The organism is Halomonas sp. E19 (assembly GCF_052439355.1).
In the GTDB taxonomy this organism is placed as follows: domain Bacteria; phylum Pseudomonadota; class Gammaproteobacteria; order Pseudomonadales; family Halomonadaceae; genus Halomonas.
This window is the reverse complement of sequence record NZ_JBNFWU010000001.1, coordinates 2,694,679-2,714,766: the sequence shown is the minus strand read 5'-3', so window position 1 is coordinate 2,714,766 and position 20,088 is coordinate 2,694,679. Positions and strand designations below refer to the sequence as shown.

At 66.2% G+C, this 20,088-nt stretch carries 14 protein-coding genes and 5 pseudogenes; 13 read left to right on the top strand and 6 right to left on the bottom strand.

The features are described from left to right. The first annotated feature begins 116 nt into the window (after positions 1-116). The 3 genes and pseudogenes from ACUDAL_RS14160 (at position 117) to ACUDAL_RS14150 (ending at position 4,879) form a co-directional block, all read left to right on the top strand. Positions 117-1,433: a homoserine dehydrogenase gene (locus ACUDAL_RS14160; protein WP_444679392.1), complete on the top strand. Its 1,317-nt coding sequence runs from the start codon at positions 117-119 to the stop codon at positions 1,431-1,433. Between the two features lie 4 nt (positions 1,434-1,437). After that, positions 1,438-2,831: pseudogene (gene thrC, locus ACUDAL_RS14155) on the top strand (threonine synthase). 254 nt (positions 2,832-3,085) lie between these two features. After that, positions 3,086-4,879 (top strand): single-stranded-DNA-specific exonuclease RecJ, encoded by a 1,794-nt coding sequence (locus tag ACUDAL_RS14150; RefSeq protein WP_444679391.1) that lies wholly within the window; start codon positions 3,086-3,088, stop codon positions 4,877-4,879. 166 nt (positions 4,880-5,045) lie between these two features. Here ACUDAL_RS14150 and ACUDAL_RS14145 read toward each other — a convergent pair. Next, positions 5,046-6,366: pseudogene (locus ACUDAL_RS14145) on the bottom strand (IS1380 family transposase). 203 nt (positions 6,367-6,569) lie between these two features. On the opposite strand from ACUDAL_RS14145, the gene ACUDAL_RS14140 reads away from it, so the two are divergent. Further along, positions 6,570-7,187 (top strand): YitT family protein, encoded by a 618-nt coding sequence (locus ACUDAL_RS14140; RefSeq protein ID WP_444678565.1) that lies wholly within the window; start codon positions 6,570-6,572, stop codon positions 7,185-7,187. A 187-nt stretch (positions 7,188-7,374) separates the two neighbouring features. Here the strand turns inward: ACUDAL_RS14140 and ACUDAL_RS14135 are convergent, their stop codons facing one another. The 3 genes and pseudogenes from ACUDAL_RS14135 to ACUDAL_RS14125 all read right to left on the bottom strand — a co-directional run bounded on the left by ACUDAL_RS14135 (position 7,375) and on the right by ACUDAL_RS14125 (position 10,950). Further along, positions 7,375-7,794: a VOC family protein gene (locus ACUDAL_RS14135; protein ID WP_444678564.1), complete on the bottom strand. Its 420-nt coding sequence runs from the start codon at positions 7,792-7,794 to the stop codon at positions 7,375-7,377. A gap of 183 nt (positions 7,795-7,977) precedes the next feature. Beyond that, positions 7,978-10,505, bottom strand: a pseudogene (locus ACUDAL_RS14130) (heavy metal translocating P-type ATPase); the annotation flags it as partial. After that, positions 10,502-10,950, bottom strand: a pseudogene (locus ACUDAL_RS14125) (MerR family transcriptional regulator). The pseudogenes ACUDAL_RS14130 and ACUDAL_RS14125, both read right to left, overlap by 4 nt. A gap of 291 nt (positions 10,951-11,241) precedes the next feature. Between ACUDAL_RS14125 and ACUDAL_RS14120 the strand changes: the two are divergent. From ACUDAL_RS14120 to ACUDAL_RS14080, 9 genes and pseudogenes are all read left to right on the top strand, one after another. Further along, on the top strand, positions 11,242-12,588 hold the full coding sequence (locus tag ACUDAL_RS14120) for an OmpP1/FadL family transporter (protein ID WP_444678563.1): 1,347 nt from the start codon (positions 11,242-11,244) through the stop codon (positions 12,586-12,588). 180 nt (positions 12,589-12,768) lie between these two features. Next, a protein-coding gene (gene prfB / locus ACUDAL_RS14115) for a peptide chain release factor 2 (protein ID WP_444678562.1) occupies positions 12,769-13,867 on the top strand; the annotation gives its coding sequence in 2 pieces (ribosomal slippage) (positions 12,769-12,843 and positions 12,845-13,867; 1,098 coding nt in all). A gap of 94 nt (positions 13,868-13,961) precedes the next feature. Further along, complete coding sequence (lysS, locus tag ACUDAL_RS14110) at positions 13,962-15,512, top strand: lysine--tRNA ligase (protein WP_444678561.1); 1,551 nt, start codon at positions 13,962-13,964, stop codon at positions 15,510-15,512. Between the two features lie 91 nt (positions 15,513-15,603). Then, entirely contained in the window at positions 15,604-15,990 is a 387-nt protein-coding gene (locus ACUDAL_RS14105; protein WP_444678560.1) for a hypothetical protein, read from the top strand. A gap of 68 nt (positions 15,991-16,058) precedes the next feature. After that, positions 16,059-16,703, top strand: coding sequence for an MFS transporter (locus tag ACUDAL_RS14100; protein WP_444678559.1), 645 nt, complete (start codon positions 16,059-16,061; stop codon positions 16,701-16,703). Positions 16,704-16,790: 87 nt separating this feature from the next. Beyond that, positions 16,791-17,291, top strand: a pseudogene (locus ACUDAL_RS14095) (MFS transporter); the annotation flags it as partial. A 231-nt stretch (positions 17,292-17,522) separates the two neighbouring features. Further along, the gene (locus tag ACUDAL_RS14090) at positions 17,523-17,831 is read left to right on the top strand and encodes a BolA family protein (RefSeq protein WP_444679390.1); all 309 of its coding nucleotides are present in this window, start codon (positions 17,523-17,525) and stop codon (positions 17,829-17,831) included. After that, positions 17,828-18,670 (top strand): hypothetical protein, encoded by an 843-nt coding sequence (locus tag ACUDAL_RS14085; RefSeq protein ID WP_444678558.1) that lies wholly within the window; start codon positions 17,828-17,830, stop codon positions 18,668-18,670. The genes ACUDAL_RS14090 and ACUDAL_RS14085 overlap by 4 nt, the downstream gene beginning before the upstream one ends. Then, positions 18,621-19,115: a GNAT family N-acetyltransferase gene (locus ACUDAL_RS14080; RefSeq protein ID WP_444678557.1), complete on the top strand. Its 495-nt coding sequence runs from the start codon at positions 18,621-18,623 to the stop codon at positions 19,113-19,115. The genes ACUDAL_RS14085 and ACUDAL_RS14080 overlap by 50 nt, the downstream gene beginning before the upstream one ends. A 13-nt stretch (positions 19,116-19,128) precedes the next feature. Here ACUDAL_RS14080 and ACUDAL_RS14075 read toward each other — a convergent pair whose 3' ends face one another. Beyond that, the gene (locus ACUDAL_RS14075) at positions 19,129-19,323 is read right to left on the bottom strand and encodes a cell division protein ZapB (RefSeq protein WP_444678556.1); all 195 of its coding nucleotides are present in this window, start codon (positions 19,321-19,323) and stop codon (positions 19,129-19,131) included. A 169-nt stretch (positions 19,324-19,492) separates the two neighbouring features. Next, positions 19,493-20,068 carry a 16S rRNA (guanine(966)-N(2))-methyltransferase RsmD gene (gene rsmD / locus ACUDAL_RS14070; protein ID WP_444678555.1) on the bottom strand — a complete coding sequence of 192 codons (576 nt, stop codon included), beginning with the start codon at positions 20,066-20,068 and terminating at the stop codon, positions 19,493-19,495. Positions 20,069-20,088 lie beyond the last annotated feature (20 nt).

The following is a 20,088-nucleotide window of genomic DNA, read 5'->3' as shown; positions in this document are numbered from 1 at the left end:
TGTAGATACAGCCGGCATCGACCTAGGCCAGTATTGACATGGCCACTCCATCGACACGGCTGATCGTGACATCGCTGGACACCAACATAGCTGGATACCAATCAGGGGACATGAAATTGAAACCGGTGAGAGTGGGAATCTGTGGACTGGGGACCGTCGGTGGCGGCACCTTCAACGTACTGACGCGCAATGCCGACGAGATTGCGCGGCGGGCCGGGCGCCCGATCGTCATCGAGCAGGTGGCGCATCGCAGCCTCAATCCCGAGTGCGACCTCACCGGCATCAAGACCACCTCGGACATCTTCGAAGTGGCGCGCAACCCTGACGTCGACGTGCTCGTCGAGCTGGTGGGCGGCTACGACGTGGCCCGTGAGCTGGTGCTCACCGCCATCGAGAACGGCAAGCATGTGGTGACCGCGAACAAGGCGCTAATTGCCGTCTACGGCAATGAAATCTTCAAGGCGGCCCATGAAAAGGGCGTGATCGTGGCCTTCGAGGCCGCCGTGGCTGGCGGCATTCCGGTGATCAAGTCGCTGCGCGAGGGCCTCGGCGCCAACCGCATCGAGTGGCTCGCCGGCATCATCAACGGCACCGGCAACTACATTCTCACCCACATGCGCAGCGAGGGCCGTGCCTTCGAGGACGTGCTCAAGGAAGCGCAGGCGCTGGGCTATGCCGAGGCCGATCCCACCTTCGACGTGGAAGGCATCGATGCCGCCCACAAGCTGACCATCCTGGCCTCGATCGCCTACGGGGTGCCGCTGCAGTTCGAGAAGGCCTACACCGAAGGCATCTCCAGGGTCACCTTCGACGACGTTGAGCAGGCCAACAATCTGGGCTACGTGATCAAGCACCTGGGCATCTCCAAGCGCACCGATCACGGCTTCGAGCTGCGCGTGCACCCGACCCTGATCCCCACGGAGCGGCTGCTGGCCAATGTGCACGGGGTCAAGAACGCCATCGCCATCATGGGCGATGCCGTGGGGCCCACGCTTTACTACGGCGCCGGCGCCGGCTCCGAGCCGACCGCTTCGGCAGTGGTGGCCGACCTGCTCGACGTGGCCCGCGATATCGCCACCGACCACCACTACCGCGTGCCTTACCTGGCCTTCAGCGGCATCGGCGAGGATGACGTCGATCTGCCGATCCTGCCTATGGAGGATATCGTCACTGCCTACTATCTGCGCCTGCTGGCGGTGGATCGCCCGGGTGTGCTGGCGCGGGTGGCGACCATTCTCTCCGAGCAGGGCATCTCCATCGAGGCCATCATCCAGAAGGAGGCCACCGAGGGCGAGCTGGTGCCGATCATCCTGATGACTCACCGCACCCGAGAGCGCAACATGAACGAGGCGATTCGTCAGCTCGAGTCGCTGGCCGATATCGCCGGGCCGGTCACGCGGATCCGCGTCGAGTCGCTGGACGAGCAGGAGTAAGGTCATGCGCTATATCAGTACACGTGGCAAGGCACCGGCCCTCTCCTTCGAGGAGGTGGTGCTGACCGGCATGGCCAGCGACGGGGCCTCTACGTGCCGGAGACCATCCCGCAGTTCTCGCACGAGGCGCTTGCCGCCATGGCCGGGCTCTCCTATGCCGAGATCGCCTTCCGGGTGATGCAGCCCTACGTCAACGGCGAGATCGACGACGAAACCTTCCGCGGCATCGTGCGCGACGCCTATGCCACCTTTAGCCACGATGCCGTGGTGCCGCTCAACCAGCTCGATGCCAACCACTTTCTGCTCGAGCTGTTCCACGGCCCGACCCTGGCCTTCAAGGACGTCGCCCTGCAGCTGCTGGGTCGCATCCTCGACCATTTCCTGGCCAAGCGCGGCGAGCGTGCGGTGATCATGGGCGCCACCTCCGGCGACACCGGCTCGGCGGCAATCGAGGGCTGTCGCCATTGCGACAACCTCGACATCTTCATCCTGCACCCGCACAACCGGGTCTCCGAGGTGCAGCGTCGCCAGATGACCTCGGTGCTGGCCGACAATGTCTTCAACATCGCCATTGAGGGCAACTTCGACGACGCCCAGGCGATGGTCAAGGCCAGCTTCGCCGACCAGGGCTTCCTCGGCGGCACCCGCCTGGTAGCGGTGAACTCGATCAACTGGGCGCGCATCATGGCCCAGATCGTCTACTACGTGGCCGCGGGCGTGGCGCTGGGTGCGCCGCACCGCCAGGTCAGCTTCTGCGTGCCCTCGGCCAACTTCGGCAACGTCTTCGCCGGCTACATGGCCTATCGCATGGGCCTGCCGGTCAAGCAGTTCATCATCGCCACCAACGCCAACGACATCCTGCACCGCACCATTGCCGCCAACGACTTCTCCAAGCAGGAGCTCAAGGCGACCCTGGCGCCCTCCATGGATATCGTGGTGTCGTCCAACTTCGAGCGCCTGCTGTTCGAGGCCTACGAGCGCGACGGCGCCGCCGTGGCGGCGCTGCTCGAGCGCTTCCAGTCCGAGCCGACGGCGCTGGCCGAGGCACCACTGGAGCGGCTGCGGGCGCTGTTCGCCAGCCATAGCGTCGACGATGCCACCATCCTCGAGGTGATCCGCGAGGCGCACCACCGCACCAAGGAACTGCTCGACCCGCATACCGCCACCGGCTACCGTGCCGCCGAGCGTGCCCGGGCCGATGCCGCCACGCCGATGATCACCCTGGCCACGGCCCATCCGGCCAAGTTCGCCGAGGCGGTGGTCAAGGCCGGCTTCCCCGGCGTGCCGCTGCCGCCGCACATGGATGACCTGCTCGAGCGCGAGGAGCGCTACACCGTGCTGCCGGCGGAGCTGGCGAAGGTGCAGGCGTTCGTGGCCGAGAACCGGCGCCAGCACTGAAGGCCGAAGCTGAGGCGAGGGGCGCCGGGAAAAGGCTTCGGGAAGTCTCGATGCCGCTGGCGCCAGATGCCCGCTCAGAGCTGATCCGGCGACAGGCCTGCGAGGGGGCGCTGTGAACCCTTCCCTGGGCGCTACTTTTGCCATCCATGGCAAAAGACCCCTCTTCGGCCTGTCCCCGGCGCCCTTCGCTCGGTACGCCGTTTCCATCGCCGTTTACCATCGGATGCGAACCAGAGGAGTCAGGCTTGGACGCCGTGACCGACCCCATCGACCTTCACGCTCGGCTCAAGCCGCGGCTGCTGTTGCGCCCACGCAACGAGGCACTCTACGCCCGGGCGCTCGCCGAAGGCCTGACCGAGCTGCAGGCCCGGGTGCTGGCCGGTCGCCTGGCCGGCTATGAGGGCGAGCTGGCGCCGCTGACCCAGCCCAGCCTGCGCTACCTCGAGCACCCGGAGCGCCTGGCCGACGGCCGCCGTGCCGCCGAGCGCATCGCCACCGCCGTGGCCGAGGGCGAGCACATCGGCATCCTCACCGACTATGACGTCGATGGCATCACCTCCCATGTGGTGATCCGGCGCACCCTGGTGGAGCTGTTCGGCGTGCCGGAGTCGCGCCTGCACAGCCTGATCGGCCATCGCATCCACGACGGTTACGGCATCAGCCTGCCCTTGGTAGAGCGTACGCTTGGCCTTTCGCCGCGGCCGAGCCTGGTGATCACCGCCGACTGCGGCAGCTCCGATGAGCCGCGCATCGCCCGGCTCAAGGCGGCCGGCATCGACGTGGTGGTGAGCGACCACCACGCCCTGCCGTTGGAAGGACCGCCGCCCTCGGCCCATGCCGTGGTAAACCCGACGCGAGACGACTGCCAGTATCCCGACCGTACCATCGCCGGTTGCATGGTGGCCTGGCTGGTGATGTCGCCGACGCGCAGCGTGCTGGTGGAGTGGGGTGTGATTCCCGCGGCGACGCCCAAGCTCTCCGCCTGGCTCTCCTACGTGGCGCTAGGCACCGTGGCCGACTGCGTGTCGCTGGGGGCGAGCCCGGCCAATCGCGCCGTGGTCAGTCACGGCCTGGCACTGATCAACCGCATGGAGGCTGCCTGCTGGCGTGCCATGGCGACCCGCTTGGGCGAAGACAGCGTGCCGTTCTCCGCCGAGACCCTGGCCTTCCAGATGGGACCGCGCATCAACGCCCGCTCGCGTCTCGACGACCCTTACGCGGCGCTGCACTTCATGCTGGCAGGGGATGACGCCACGGCGGTACGCCACCTGCAGACGCTGGACGAGGACAATCAGTCGCGCAAGGCGATCGAATCGGACATGGTCGAGGAGGCCCGCGCCCTGGCGCTGCCGCAGTTCGAGGCCGAGCTGCCGGCGTTGGTCGTCTACCTCGAAAATGGCCACCCCGGCGTGCAGGGCATCGTCGCCTCGCGGCTGGTGCAGGCCTTTGGCCGCCCGGCGCTGGTGCTCACTCCCGCCGTGGCGCCCGGTATGCTCACCGGCTCGGGGCGCTCCATCGAGGCGCTGCACCTGCGTGATGCTCTGCAGCGTGTCCACGAGCTGGCGCCCGCCGCGCTGCCGCGTTTCGGCGGGCATCGCGGGGCAGCCGGGGTGGGCGTGCCATTGGGCCAGCTCGAGGCGTTTCGTGCCGCCTTCCTGCAGGCGGTGGGCGAACAGCTGGGCGGCATTGCGCTGTTTCCGCACCTCTTCACCGACGGTGCGCTGCTGCCTGACCAGCTGCAGCTGCCCACCCTGCAAGAGCTGGAGGCGCTCGGGCCGTACGGGCGCGAATTCGATGCGCCGCTGTTCGAAGGGGAGTTCCTGATCGAGTCGCTGCGTCCGGTGGGGGCCGATGGCACCCACCTGTCGATGACGCTATCGGCGGGAGTGGCCAGCCTCAAGGCGATCTGGTTTCGTGCCCTGGCGGCCGGCGAGCTGCCGGCCTTCGGCGTGGGGGACCGCCTGCGCTGCGCCTACCGGCTGAGCCGCAACCGCTGGCGGGGGCGGGAGTCGCTGCAGCTGATGCTCGAGCATGGCGAGGCCCCTTAGCCCGGATGTTGCACCGGGTCAGTCAGAAGTCCCCAGATGCCAGGCTCGGTGGGGATAAAAGGGATCTGGGGTGGAGTTTGGCTGCTTTTTGATCAAGTTCCTGTGCTCAGGGCGCACCTCCCCCACCCCCATGTCTTTTCTGTGCCGGGGACAGCACGCCGCGACGCTATCCCGGCACCAGCTTGCTGGCCAACATCAGGAAGAGGTCCTGCTCCGGATACTGGCTGTTCAACATCAGCCGAATGGTCCGTGTGTTGCGAGTGATGACGGCGCCGATCTTCAGCAGCTTCAGGCGGATGGTGTTGACCTGGGCTTGGGCGAAGGCGGTGCGCTTAAGGTAAATCCGACGCAGCCGCTCCAGGAGCAGGTAGGCCAGCCCCGAGAGCAGCAGTCGGTACTGATTGGACCACCATTGGTGGCAGCTGGTGCGGTCTCGAGAACAGGAGCTGCTGCTCCTTGATGCGGTTCTCCATCTCGCCTCGGGCGCAGTAGCGGTGGTCGTAGAGCCACTCTGCGCTGCAGCCGCGCAGGTTGGTCACCACGTAGCGGGTGTTGAAGCCACGCCAACTGGTCTCGGATTTGACGACCACCTTTCGTCGGCGCTTCTTCCAGCTCTTGGCGGCGTACTCGATGAAGCCGAAGACTCGCTGCTTCTCACGGGTCTTCTCGAAGCGGATAGCTGACTCGTAGTCGATATCCAGGGCTAGCTTGGCCAGCCGCGGGTTGCCGGCGAGGCCGACGATGTAGTCGACACCGTGGCGCTCGCACCAACTGAGGATCAGCGGGCGGCAGAAGCCGCTGTCGCCGCGGAATACGACCTTTACCTCAGGCCACGCCTGGCGCAGCCGCCGAACCAGCAGGGCAAGAATGGCGCCGGCGTGGTGGGCGGCATCTCGGTAGGCCGGGCGAAGGTAGCTGACCAGCAGCTGATCGCCACAGAACACGAACAGCGGCAGAAAGATGTAGTGGTTGTAGTAGCCGTTGAAGTGCCGCCCGAGCTGCTGGCCGTGCACCCGGTCGTCGGTGGCATCGAAGTCGAGGTAGAGCGGCTTCTTGGGTGGCCGCCGGAACGAGCGGATGAACTGCTCGATCATTTCCTCGTGGATGGTGACCGCCCAGTCCCGATCGGCTTGCTGCTCGAAGCGACACAGCGTGGACTGGCTGGCCAGCACGCCGTCGGTATCGACGGCGGTCTGCAGGGCGATGTCGTGACGCAGCGCCTGGTGGTCGTTGAGATCCTCGTAGCCCAGCGCCAGGCCAAACACGCGCTGCCGAACCAGGGTTTCGGTGCGATGCAGGCAGCGTTGAGGATCGCGGTCATCACTCAGCCGGCGAGCGATAGCGCGGGTCAGGCCCATCTCGCGGTCGAGCTGCCGCAGCAGCAGGATGCCACCGTCAGAGGTGACCTCGCCGCCATCGAAGCTGGCGGTGATCTGACGGCCTTTGCAGCGTGGAAAGGTGGCGGTGGGCGTGGTACATTTTGTCATGGCGGCTGTGTCGGCTAATTCTTGGTTAGGCTCTTGAATTATAACCGATTTTCAGCCGCTTTTTTCATGCCTGGTGCAATATTCGGGTTAGCGTGGCGGCGGGTCGGATCGCAAAAAGGCGAGCTTGATCAAAGCGCTGGTGCAGGCCGGCCGCTACACTGGCGCCGACTCTGTCGTCATCTTTCTTGCCAAGGACCTTCGTCATGGATCCCAACGTGCTGCCCACCGACCCTCATCGCCCCTACGAGGACGTGATGGCCATGCTGGTGGGCACGCTGTTCGTCGCCCTGGGGGTGGCCTTCTACACCCAGGCGCTGCTGCTCACCGGCAGTACCGCCGGCATGGCCTTCCTGCTGCAGTACGCCACCGGGTGGCGCTTCGGCGTGTGGTTCTTCCTGATCAACCTGCCGTTCTACTACCTGGCGGTAAAGCGCATGGGCTGGTCGTTCACCCTGCGGACCTTCGCGGCCATCGCCCTGGTATCGCTGTTCTCCGAGCTGACCGGCAAGTGGGTCAGCTTCGACAGTCTCAACCCGCTCTACGCCTCGCTGATGGGTGGCAGCCTGATCGGCATCGGTATGCTGGTGCTGTTTCGCCACCGCACCAGCCTTGGCGGCATCAACATCCTGGCGCTCTACCTGCAGGGCCGCTACGGCCTGCGTGCTGGCTACGTGCAGCTTGGCATCGATGGGCTGATCATGCTGGCAGCATTGCTGGTACTGCCAGCCGACCGGGTGGGGCTGTCGGTGCTGGGGGCCGTGGCGCTGAACCTGATCATTGCCCTGAACCACAAGCCAGGCCGCTATATGGGCGTGAGCTGAAAAGTGGCTGTGCTCGCCCATATGGCGTTAAAAATCGGCTTAAAGTGCTCATTTACACACACGTAAACTCCGCCTTTGCGCCGATTTTTGCCTTGCGACCCGCATGGATGTGGGAAGTGCGTTGGCCCGTCGGAACGGGCCTAGCCCTGGCCTTCGCTCGCCGACTTTTCGGTGGGCATGGCTCTTGTCAGTAGTTGGGCCAGACACCGGGCGTCGCCAGCTCGATCAGGTGGCCGTCGGGGTCGCGGAAATAGAGACTCTTGCCGCCGCGGGGCCGGTGGGTGCGCCCCTCGATGGCCACGCCGTGGTCGTCGAGCTGGCGCTCCCAGGTGGCCAGCTCGTCGGCGGCGATGGCGAAGGCGAGATGCACCCGCCCCCGGCCGTCATGGGGCGGAATGGTGCCCATCTCCTTGGGCAGCACCACGGTTTCCAGCGTCTCGCCCTGCAGGAAAAGCAGCAGCACGGTGTTGGCACCCGCGTCGTAGGCGGTGAAACGGTGGTCGGCGTTGAAGGGCTCAAGACCCATCACGCCTTCGAAGAAGACCCGCGCTCGATCCATGTCGTCAACGTAGAGTGCGGTCTCCAGTACGCCGTCGAGACTGGGCATGGCGTTCTCTCCCTCTGCCGTATGCCTTCAGCGTAGCAGCTGCTTGGACGCACCTGTCAGCGGCGCCCCCAGAACCACCAGACGATGGCGATGATGAGGGCCAGGCCTGCAAGATTGACGAGCCAGCTCATGACAAGGCCTCCTTCGCTGCGGCCGGGGCGCGTCGCGCCCCGACCGGGTGTCTCCACGGGTCTTGAGCCAGCGCAGCCGGTTGGCATTGCTGACTACGGTGATCGACGAGAGCGACATGGCCGCCCCGGCGATCATCGGCGACAGCAGCGCTCCGGTGAAGGGGTAGAGCACGCCTGCGGCAATGGGGATGCACAGTGTGTTGTAGCCGAAGGCGCCGACCAGGTTCTGCTTGATGTTGCGCAGTGTCATGCGGCTGATCTCGATGGCATCGGCGATGCCGTGCAGGAGCTGCGCATCAGCGTGATGCCGGCGCTCTCGATGGCCACGTCGGTGCCCTGGCCGATGGCGAAGCCGACGTTGGCCCGGGCCAGCGCCGGTGCGTCGTTGATACCGTCGCCCACCATGCCGACGACCTCCCCGGCCTGCTGCAGGCGCTCGATCTCGGCGTGCTTGTCCTCGGGCAGCAGCCCGGCGCGGAAGTCATCGATGCCCACCTCGCGGGCGATGGCGGCCGCGGTGTGGGCGTTGTCGCCGGTGAGCATCACTACCTTGAGGCCATCGGCCTGGAGCCGCTTGACCGCCTCCACGGTGTCGGCCCGCAGCGGGTCGCTGATGCCGAACAGGGCGGCCAGCCGGCCGGCCACGCCGAGGTAGACCACCGTGCGCGCCTGCTTCTCGAGCCTTTCTGCCAGCTCGGCCCCCGTCGTGAGGTCGATGCCGGCCTGCTCCAGCAGCCGCGCATTGCCCAGCAGCAGCGCCTCGCCGTTCGGCCCCGCGGCCTTGACGCCGCCGCCGGTGATGCTGTCGAAGTCACGAATGCTCGCGGCCTCGGCGCCCGCCTGCTCGGCGTATGCCAGCAGCGCCGCGGCCAGGGGTGCTCGAACCCTGCTCCAGCGCCGCGACCAGGCCGAGCAGCGCCGCAGGCTCACCTTCCACAACATGGGCCTCGGTCACGCTGGGCTTGCCCATGGTCAGGGTGCCAGTCTTGTCCACCACCAGCGTGGTGAGTCGGCTGGCGGTCTGCAGGGCTTCGCCGCTGCGCACCAGCACGCCGTGTTCGGCCGCCTTGCCCACGCCGATCATGGTCGAGATCGGCGTGGCCAGGCCCAGGGCGCAGGGACAGGCGATGATCAGCACCGTGGTCGCGGTCACCAGCATGTGGATGACCCGTGGCTCGGCGCCGAAGTTGAACCATGCCAAGGCCGTGAGCACCGCGATGATCATCACCGCCGGCACGAAGATGCTCGATACCTTGTCGGCCAACTCGCCGATGGGGGACGCAAGTTCTGCGCCAGGGCCACCTGCTCGGTGATCTGGCCTAGGCGCGTGTCGGCGCCCACGCGGGTGGCGCGATAGATCAGCCCGCCGCGGCCGTTCACCGTGCCGGCGTTGACCTCGTCGCCCTCTGCCTTGGCCACCGGCAGCGGCTCGCCGGTGAGCATGGATTCGTCGATATGGCTGGCGCCGCTGGTCACGATGCCGTCCACCGGCAGGCGTTCGCCGGGGCGTACGCGGATATGATCGCCCTGGCGCACCTCGTCGATGGGCATTTCGCGCTCGTCGCCGTCGCGAATGACCCTCGCCGTGCGGCTCTGCAGGTCGAGCAGGCGCTTGAGCGCCTCGCTGGTACGACCGCGCGCCTTCAGCTCAAGGGCATTGCCCAGCAGCACCAGGCCGATGATCATCGCCGAGGCTTCGAAGTAGATGCCGTGTGCCACCGCCGGCAGCCAGGGAGCAAAGGCCACCACTGCCATGGAGTAGAGCCAGGCGGTGCCCGTGCCCATGGCGATCAGCGAGTCCATGTTGGCCTGGTGGTGCTTGAGGTTCTTCCAGGCATTGACGAAAAAGTGGCGGCCGGGGCCCATCAGGATGGCTAGGGTCAGCAGCCCGATGACCAGCCAGTAGAGGCGCCCCATCCCCACGGGGTGGGGATGGTAGAGGAACATGCTGGCCATCAGCGGCACGGCCAGGGCCAGCGACCAGGCGCTTCCACGCAGCCGGTTGCGGTAGGTTTCGGCGTCCTTGGTGCTGCGCGCCGCCTCGGCCTGACGCAGGTCGACGATAGGCTCGGCGTCATAGCCGGCGGCCTGTACCGCCTGCACCAGGGTGTCGGCTGGGGCACTGCCGTACACCTGGGCAATGCGCGTACCGAAATTGACGCTGGCTGTGGCCACGCCAGGGGTTCGCTCGAGCGCCTGCTGCACGCTCTTCACGCAGCTGGCGCAGGTCATGCCCGAGATGGCCAGGCGATGCGTTCGCGTATCGTTGTCGGCGGCCGAAGCGGCAGCGAGCGCCGGGGTAGGCTGTGCTACGGCTTCATTCCGGGCCGTTTCGGTAAGTTCCGGCAGGGCCAGTGCGGCCGCCTTGCCGGTGCCCTCGGCCGCAGGATAGCCGGCCTCTGCCAGTACGTGGTCGAGGGTTGCCTCGTCCAGTGCCGTGGAAACGGCCAGGCGCTTCTCGGCGGGGAAGCCGACCACCTCGGCGTCCGCGTCACGAGCCTGGATCGCTTCGCGCATGCGCTTCACGCAGCCTTGGCAGCTCATGCCGGGCACTTGGCGCTGCAGGGTGCGAGGGATCATGAGCGGGTCTCCTTGGCGATGTGGCCACAGGTGGGGTGGGAGGCATCGGGGAAGCTCTCGATCAGGCGACACAGACTATGCCCGTCGGGCGTGCCATCGGGCATTTCGGCCCAGGCCGTCAGCGCCTGCTCCATGCGTGCTGCCAGTGCCTCCAATTCGCGAATTCGAGCGCGGATCTGCGGCAGCCGGCTGGCAAGCAGGTCGCGCACCATGGGGCAGGGGAGTCGCCCTGGTCGGCATGGGCCAGGATGTCGCTGATCTCGGCGACGCTGAAGCCCAGCGTACGGGCACGCTGGATGAAGCGCAGCCGCTCCAGGTCGGCATGATCGTAAAGCTGGTAGCCGTTGTCAGGGTCCCGCATCGGATGGAGCAGGCCTTCACGGGTATAGTGGCGCACCGTCTCGGCGGTGACCTCCGCCTGCCGCGCCAGTTCGCTGACCTTCATGGCGGGTATCCTCAAGGTTCCGTTTGCGATGAGTGTAAAACCTGTGGGTTACCCATAGGTCAAGTCGGCTGTCGGCCCTGCTGTTCGGCGTTGTGTATCCAGCGAAGCGCCTTAAGTTCAGTCCTTTGCGGCTATGTATGACCAAAGTATTAGCCTTTCCCGCCATAAAACGAACGTTTGCCCTTGATCCGAACGGTCGTTTTGCCCAAAACTGGCTTTGCTGACCTGTGCCCCTTGCTAGGGGCCGATAACATTCAATGCCAGCCGGGGCTGGATAGAGGACGCCGAGACATGCACAACAAGTTCAATAAGCTCACCTGGGCAGTGGCCGTTGCTGCCGCCGCGTTTGCCAGCCAGGCCAATGCGGGCGGCTACCAGATCAACGAGCAGAGCGTCAGCGGCCAGGGCTACGGCCACGCCGGGCGGAGCTCCAACGTCAACGACGCCACCATCGTCTTCGGCAACCCGGCCGGGATGTCGTTCCTGGATCGCGCGCAGCTCACCGCTGGTGGGACCTTCTTGAATGTAAACAGCCGGATCCGCAACACACAGGCCAGTCAGTCGAGCCCTGTATTCGCTGCGGCGACAGGTGGCTTGACTGACACGATGCCGGTAAGCGGAACTAACGACGGTGACATGGTGCCTGGCACGCTGATTCCTTTTGCCTTTTATGCTCATCCAGTCAATGAGCAGCTGGCCTTTGGCTTCGGTGTCTATGCACCTTTCGGTTCCAAAACGGACTATGAGGAAAATTTTCAGGGACGAAATCAGGGCAACTATACAGAAGTGAGGGTAGTTAGCGCTCAGCCCACTGTTTCCTATCGCTTTACTGATCAATGGTCCGTCGGTGTTGGCATTACTTACAACCGAGTCGATGGTGAGTTGCACAGGCAGGTGCCAGCCGCGACCCCATTGGGGCTGACTGAAGTCGACTCTCGCGTGGAAGGTGATGACGAGGGGTGGGGATATAACCTCGGCGTAATCTATCAGCCGGTACCTGAAACCACCTTCGGCCTGACTTACCGCTCGAAGGTGGATTATACCTTGGAAGGCGATTTCCAAGCATCATCCCCCGTACTGGATCAACTCGGCATTGGTACGGTCACTGATAATGCCTCGTTGGATCTGACTACGCCTGAGACAGTCAACTTCTCTGTAACACAGCAAATGTCCGACAATCTCAAGCTGATGTTCGGGGCGTCGTGGGCCCGCTGGAGCCGGTTCGAGCGGATTCTCGTCAATGGTGAAGAGCGTGATGTCATTACTAATGAACAACAGTCCTACTCCAATGCCTGGGCGTTCTCGACCGGTGGTGAATATCAGTTGAACCCGCAGTGGGTTCTACGGGCCGGAGTTACCTTGGACAACACGCCGACCAACGACCTGACTCGCAGTGTTCGGATTCCTTCGGACGATCGTCGCATCTTTTCCATTGGTGCCGGATGGACACCTGTCGACAATCTGACCCTCGACCTTGCCTATTCCTATCTGACGGAGCGGTCCACCCACGTCGAGCAGACCAAGACCGATAGTTTTCGTATTGGCAACCAAGTGACGCCTCCGGTTACATCACGCTACACCGCCGACTACAAGAACGAAGCCCATGGCTTCGGCGCCCAGCTGACCTATCGCTTCTAGGCAATTCGTCAGCATAGCGACCTGGAACCCGGCCCCGGCCGGGTTCCTTGCGTCGGGCGGTTGACGGATGCGGCCCGGCATTAGGTTCGCTACAATACCACCCCTTTGCGTGGCGCTTGGGCTCATGGCCCCCATGGCGCCGCGCTGGCACTTTCCCAAGCGAATCAGGCGAGCGAGCCCATGCTGGAAACCAACCCCATTCACAACCTCATCAAGGACCTGTCCGAGCGGACAGACGTCCTGAGGGGGTATCTTTGACTATGCCGAACGCAAGGATCGGCTAGAGGAAGTCTCCCGCGAGCTGGAAGACCCGAACGTCTGGAACGACCCCGACTACGCCCAGAAGCTCGGCAAGGAGCGCGCGTCGCTCGAGCTGGTGGTCGAGACCATCGACGAGCTCGACCAGGGGCTGGCGGACAGCCGCGATCTGCTCGAGCTGGCCGAGATGGAGGAGGACGAGGACACCGTCGCCGAAGTGCGCAAGGAGCTCGACGGCCTCCAGGCGAGCCTCGAGAAGCTCGAGTTCCGGCGCATGTTCTCGGGCGAGATGGACGCCAACAACGCCTATCTCGACATCCAGGCCGGCTCCGGCGGCACCGAGGCCCAGGACTGGGCCAACATCCTGCTGCGCATGTACCTGCGCTGGTGCGAGCACCACGGCTTCAAGACCGAGATCGTCGAGGTGTCGGCCGGCGAGGTGGCGGGCATCAAGTCGGCCACGGTGCACGTGCAGGGTGACCATGCCTTCGGTTGGCTGCGTACCGAGACCGGCGTGCATCGCCTGGTGCGCAAGAGCCCGTTCGACTCCGGTGGCCGTCGCCATACCTCGTTCGCGTCGGTGTTCCTGTCGCCCGAGGTCGACGACAACTTCGAGGTCGAGATCAACCCGGCAGACCTGCGCACGGACACCTACCGCTCCAGCGGTGCCGGCGGCCAGCACGTCAATACCACCGATTCGGCGGTGCGTATCACCCACGTGCCTACCGGCATCGTGGTGGCCTGCCAGAGCCAGCGCAGCCAGCACGCCAACCGCGACTTCGCCATGAAGCAGCTCAAGGCGAAGCTGTGGGAGCACGAGATGCAAAAGCGCAACGCCGCCAAGCAGGAGGCGGAGGATGCCAAGGCCGATATCGGCTGGGGCAGCCAGATCCGCTCCTACGTGCTCGACGACCAGCGCATCAAGGACCTGCGTACCGGCGTTCAGACCAGCAACTGCGACAAGGTGCTGGACGGCGACCTTGATGCCTTCATCGAAGCCAGCTTGAAGCAAGGCTTGTAGCCACGAGCCTCGGGCCTTGGCCGCGAGCGGTTTCCCCGCTTGCGGCCGAGGTGCGTGGTTCGCCGTACGTAGCGAATTCCCAACAGGTAACGACATGGCCAACCAGAGCTCTTCCCCGGACAGCCCCCAGATCGACGAGAACCGCCTGATCGCCGAGCGGCGGGCCAAGCTGGCGGCGCGCCGCGAGCGCGCCGTCGCCACAGGCGGCAGCGCCTTCCCCAATGACTTTCGCCGCGACAGCCTGGCGGCCGAGCTGATCGACGAGCTGGGCGAGAAGGACAAGGAAGAGCTCGAGGCGCTCGCCCGCCCGGCGGCGGTGGCCGGGCGCATCATGCGCAAGCGCGGGCCCTTTCTGGTGATCCAGGACCCCAGCGGCATGATCCAGCTCTATGTCGACAAGCAGGGGCTGGCGGAGGAGACGCTCGAGGAGATCAAGGGCTGGGACATCGGCGACATCGTCGCGGCCCGCGGCCCGGTGCACAAGTCGGGCAAGGGCGACCTCTACGTGATGATGCAGGAGGCCCGGCTGCTGACCAAGAGCCTGCGCCCGCTGCCGGACAAGTTCCACGGCCTGACCGACCTGGAGGCGCGCTACCGCCAGCGCTACGTCGACCTGATCATGAACCCAGACTCGCGCCAGGTGTTCGCCACCCGCGCCGGGGTGATCAGCGCCATGCGCCGCTTCTTCGAGGAGCGCGGCTTCATGGAGGTGGAAACCCCCATGCTGCAGCCGATTCCCGGCGGTGCCACCGCGCGGCCCTTCATCACCCACCACAATGCGCTGGACATCGACATGTACCTGCGCATCGCACCGGAGCTCTACCTCAAGCGCCTGGTGGTGGGCGGCTTCGAGAAGGTCTTCGAGATCAATCGGAACTTCCGTAACGAAGGCCTCTCGACGCGCCACAACCCCGAGTTCACCATGGTCGAGTTCTACCAGGCCCATGCCAACCACCATGACCTGATGGACCTCACCGAGGAGATGCTGCGCACCATCGCGCTCAAGGTGCTGGGCACCACTACCGTGGTCAACACCGTGCGCAACGCCGAGGGCGAGGTGCTCGAGAGCTACGAGTACGACTTCGGCCGCCCTCTCAAGCGCATCAGCGTGTTCGACGCGATCCTCGAGTACAACCCGGACATCCACGCCGAGGCGCTGGCCGACGAGGCCGCCGCACGGCAGATCGCCGAGCGGTTGGACATTGACGTCAAGGATGGCTGGGGCCTGGGCAAGATCCAGATCGAAATCTTCGAGAAGACCGTCGAGCATCGCCTCAAGGATCCGACCTTCATCACCGACTACCCCACCGAGGTGAGTCCGCTGGCGCGGCGCAACGACAGCAACCCGTTCGTCACCGAGCGCTTCGAGTTCTTCGTCGGCGGGCGTGAGATCGCCAACGGCTTCTCGGAGCTCAACGACGCCGAGGACCAGGCCGAGCGCTTCCGCGCCCAGGCGGCGGAGAAGGAGGCCGGCGATCTCGAAGCGATGTACTACGACGCCGACTACGTGCGCGCGCTGGAGTACGGCATGCCGCCCACCGCCGGTGAGGGCATCGGCATCGACCGCCTGGTGATGCTGTTCACCGACAGCGCCTCGATTCGGGATGTGTTGCTGTTCCCGGCCATGCGCCCTGAGGTGGAGTGAAGGGGCTGCGCAGTGCTGTTGGGCGGAAGTATTGGTAAGCGGCGGCACTAGCGCCCATAATGATCACCGTTTCGACGTCGAGGAGACCGCGATGAAACTGCTCAACCGCTCCGCCCTGAGCGTCAGGCCGACCCGGCACTTCGTGGACTGGATCAACGCACTCGAACCCACGATGGGGGATGACGACCTCACCCTGGCCGACGTCGAACGTGAAAGCACGGTCTATCTGATTCCCGAGATGGATACCCCGGAAGCCCTGGAAGCCTTCGTGCGCGAACGTTACCTCGAGATCCTCGAGACCGAGCTGCGCGCCTGGGAAGAGGACGAGCGGCAGTGGCCCGAAAGCGTCGACTGGGCGCTGTTCCAGCGCTTCTTGCAGGTCGAGCATAGCTATCTCGCCATCGACCTGGACGACGAAACGGCGCTGGAGATCTCGGAAGTCGACGACTCCCTGCTGCTGGAGACGGATCAGGACTGACCTCCCTCCGCTGACACGCTACGAGAACCGGCTGCGGCCGGTTTTCTCGTTACGGACCAAGACACGACATGAGCCGACTCTTTTCGACGCGCCCCGGCGATGACGGCCTGCCGGGACCCGAGCGACGCCTGGCGGTGCTGGCGCTGATCCTCGGAACCCTGATGGCGGTGGTCGATGTCACCATGATCAACATCGCCCTGCCTTCCATCGCCCGCGACCTGGATGTCTCCGCCGCGCGAGCGGTGTGGGTCACCAACCTCTACCAGATCGTCTGTGCCGCCTTCCTGCTGGTGTGCGCTTCCTTCAGCGAGATGGTCAGCCGACGGCGGCTCTACGTGGCCGGGCTGGCGCTGTTCGTGCTTGCCTCGCTGGGGGCGGCGCTGGCGCGCAGCCTGGAGTGGCTGCTGGTGTTTCGTGCCCTGCAGGGCTCGGGGCGGCGGCCACCTTGTCCATCGGCCCGTCGCTCTACCGCTCGATCTTCCCCACCCGGCTGCTGGGCAGTGCGCTGGGGCTCTCCGCCCTGGTGGTGGCAGGTGGCTATGCGGCCGGCCCGGCCCTGGGTGGGCTGGTGCTGTCGGTGCTCAGCTGGCCGTGGCTGTTTGCGCTGCATTTGCCGCTTGGGCTGGTCTCGCTGTGGCTGGCCTGGCGGGCACTGCCGCGGGAGACGGGCCGGCGCGGTGGTTTCGACGGGCGCGGGGCGCTGGGTTCGGTAATCATGCTGGGCAGCTTCTTCCTTGCCATGGACACCTTGGGGCACGCGGCGCCGCTATGGCAGTCGCTGGCCTCGGCTGGCGCTCAGCGTGGTCTCGGGGGCGCTGTTTCTGCGCCGCCAGCGCCGCGCCAGCCATCCGCTGCTGCCGCCCCGGCTGTTCCAGGTGGCACGTTTCCGCTTGGCGGTTTCGGCCTCGGGCCTGGCCTTTGTTGGCCAGGGGCTGGCCTTTGTTGCCCTGACCTTCCTCTTCCAGCAGGAGATGGGGCTCTCGTCGCTGCACACCGCCTGGCTGTTCACGCCCTGGCCGGTGGCCATTATGCTGGTCGGGCCCATGGCCGGGCGCCTGGCCGACCGCGTCAACCCCAGCGTCATGGCCAGCCTCGGGCTGGTGCTGCTGATGCTGGGCCTCGCCTCGCTAGCCCTGCTGCCGCCTGGCGCCGGGCTGCTCGACAGCCTGTGGCGCATGGCTCTGTGCGGCATCGGCTTCGGCCTGTTCCAGCCGCCCAACAACCGCGAGATGATGACCAGCGCGCCCCGCGAACTGAGCACCAGCGCCTCGGGTGTGCTCAGCACCACGCGTACGGTGGGCCAGTCGCTGGGCGTGGCGCTGGTGGGCGCCTTTCTGGCCGCCAGCGCACCGGTGCAGATGACGCTGTGGATCGGCTGCTTCGCCTGCCTGCTGGCGCTGTTGGCCAGCCTGGCACGCATGCCGCTGGCGGGAGCGGCCCAGGGTCACGGTCAGCCATCGGCGGCTGCGCCGCCGGAGCAAGGCGCCGAGCAACAGGGTACAATGGCAGCTCACCCCTTTCGAGGAGCCCCCATGAGCATCCAGGCCGACATTGAACAGAAGCTTCAGGCCCTCGAGCCCACCCATGTCACGGTGGAGAACGAGAGTCATCGTCACGCGGTGCCGCCCAATTCGGAGACTCACTTCAAGGTCACTGTGGTCTCGGCGCATTTCCACGGGCTGATGCCGGTCAAGCGCCACCAGCGCCTTTATGCTCTGTTGGCCGACGAACTGGCGGGACCGGTGCATGCCCTGGCGCTGCACCTCTACACTCCGCAGGAGTGGGAAGCACGCGCGGAAGGCCGCCCCGACTCCCCGGACTGTCGCGGCGCCAAGGCGTGACCCCGGAGCCTCAGCGCCTGCAGTACCTGGAGGCGATGGGGGTCACGGCCTGGGTGGCGCGCTACCAGCTGCCCAATGCCCGTCCCTCCGAGACCTGCGAATGGGAGTTGCCCGAGCCGGGGGACACGTCACCCCCCGCAGAGCGGCTGCATGCGCTGATCGACGAGGTGGCGCCTGCAGTGCGCCCGTCCACCTCCGCTGCGTCGGTTGCTCCGCCACCCGCGGCGGGCCGGGTCCGCCAGCTGCTGGGTATGACGGTGGCCGAAGGCAAGGAAAGCACCGAGCAGGACGTGGCACCGGCGGCGGATACCTCGCCAATGGCCTCGCAGGAGCCGCTGCGCTTCAGCCTGCAGGTGGCCTGCCTGGAAGGGCGCTGGCTGGTGCTGCTGCCGGGGCTGGCCGCGGTCAGCGAGGAAAACGTTAGGCTACTGTGCAACCTGCTGGCGGCAGCTGGCATCACGACGCATGACGGGCCCGACTTCCACTGGCTGCGCTGGCCGCCGGTAGAGGGGCTGGCGGTCAATGACCCGCTGGAAGAGGCCGCCGATGGCCTGCGCGCCTTCATTGCAGGCGCGGCTCGCCAGGCGTGGTCGCCTGAGCGGGTGCTGGTGTTCGGTCGGCATGAGCTGATCGACCCCTGCTGGGCCTTTCGGCGGGGCGCTGCGAGCTGCTGGAGCTGCCTGGCTGGCAGGGGCCGTCGCTGGACGTGCTGGCGGCGAGCGCCGAGGCCAAGCGCGCCCTGTGGCCGACCCTGCTGGAATGGCGTCGCACCTGGCGCGGGGAGGCGGGGTGACGTCCGCGGCGGGCGCGCTTCGCCTGGCCCCGCTGGGCCTGGATGACCTGGATCGCCTGGCAGAACTGGAGCAGTGCCAGCCGCGGCCCTGGACGCGCGCCCAACTGGCGGCCGCTCTGGCCGATCCGGCCTGCTGGGTGGCGGGAGGGGCGGTGGAAAAGGAGGGCGAGCAGGCGCTGGTCGCCTACGCCGTCGTTGCTCGCCTGCCCTTCGAAGCCGAGCTGCAGATGCTGCTGGTCCATCCGGCCTGGCGTCGGCGCGGCCTGGCGGTCGTGCTGCTGGAAGCGCTGATCGAAGAGGCCGGACGCTGGGGAAGCGAGCGGCTGCTGCTGGAGGTCCGGGCCGGCAACCGTGCGGCTCTGGCCCTGTACCGCCAGGCGGGGTTCATCGAAGAGGGGCGGCGCAAGGGCTATTACCCGGCGCTGCCCGCCGCGGCGGGCGAGGCCGGCACGACCCGAGAGGATGCCGTGCTGATGTCGCGCCGGCTGTGAACGCTGCGCCGGCTCAGTTGACCGGGCTGGCTTCCACTTCGTCGAACTTGTCCAGCAGGGCGGAGAGACGACGCTCCCACTCCTCGCGCTCTTGCTTGAGGCGCGCATTTTCCTCACGCAGCTCTTCCGCCTCCATCTTCAGCAACTCAAGTGCTTCGACGGCGCTGGCAACTTTCTGTTCGAGCCGATTGAAGAGTTCGGTGCTCATCCTGTTCTCCTGAAATGCGACCTGCCGGGCGGGCCCTGCCCACCGCTGATACCCGTTGCGCAGCGTAACGCCGGGGGCTGCGCCTGGGCAAGCGTCGGCGCAGCCCAGGGCCGCTTTTTAACCGGTGGTGCGGCGGTAGAGCCGGCCGGTGCTGTCCCCGGCACGTACTTCACCGATGCAGCTGCCAGGAGGTGGGAACTGCCACGGTCAGCTCGGACTCCGTTTCCAGGTAAACGTAGGCCTCGTCGGTCAACCAGCCCTGCTCCAACGCCAGGCAGCAGGGTTCGGCCAGGCCCTGGCGAAAGGGAGGGTCGAGGAAAGCCAGGGTGAATGGGCTGTCCGCTGGCGGGGCAGTGAGAAAGGCGAGGGCGTCGGCGACTTGCACGCGCCCACGCAGGGTGGCGCCCAGCGCTTCCAGGTTGGCGCCGAGTGCCTCGGCGATACGGGGGTCGCGCTCGACGAACGTCGCCGAGGCGGCGCCGCGCGACAGCGCTTCCAGCCCCAAGGCTCCGGTGCCGGCGAACAGGTCGAGCACGCAGGCGCCGGGCGTATCCAGCGCCAGCCAGTTGAACAGGGTCTCGCGGACCCGGTCCGGAGTGGGGCGCAGCCCCGGGCTGTCGAGTACCGGCAGCAGGCGTCGACGAAACTCCCCGCCGATGATGCGCAGGCGTCCGCCGCCCTGGGAGCGTGAAGGCGCGGGCAAGTGTCGTGAAGCGCGAGAGGAGGAGGTGCGGCGGCGTGTCATGGGCGGAATTGTACCTGTCG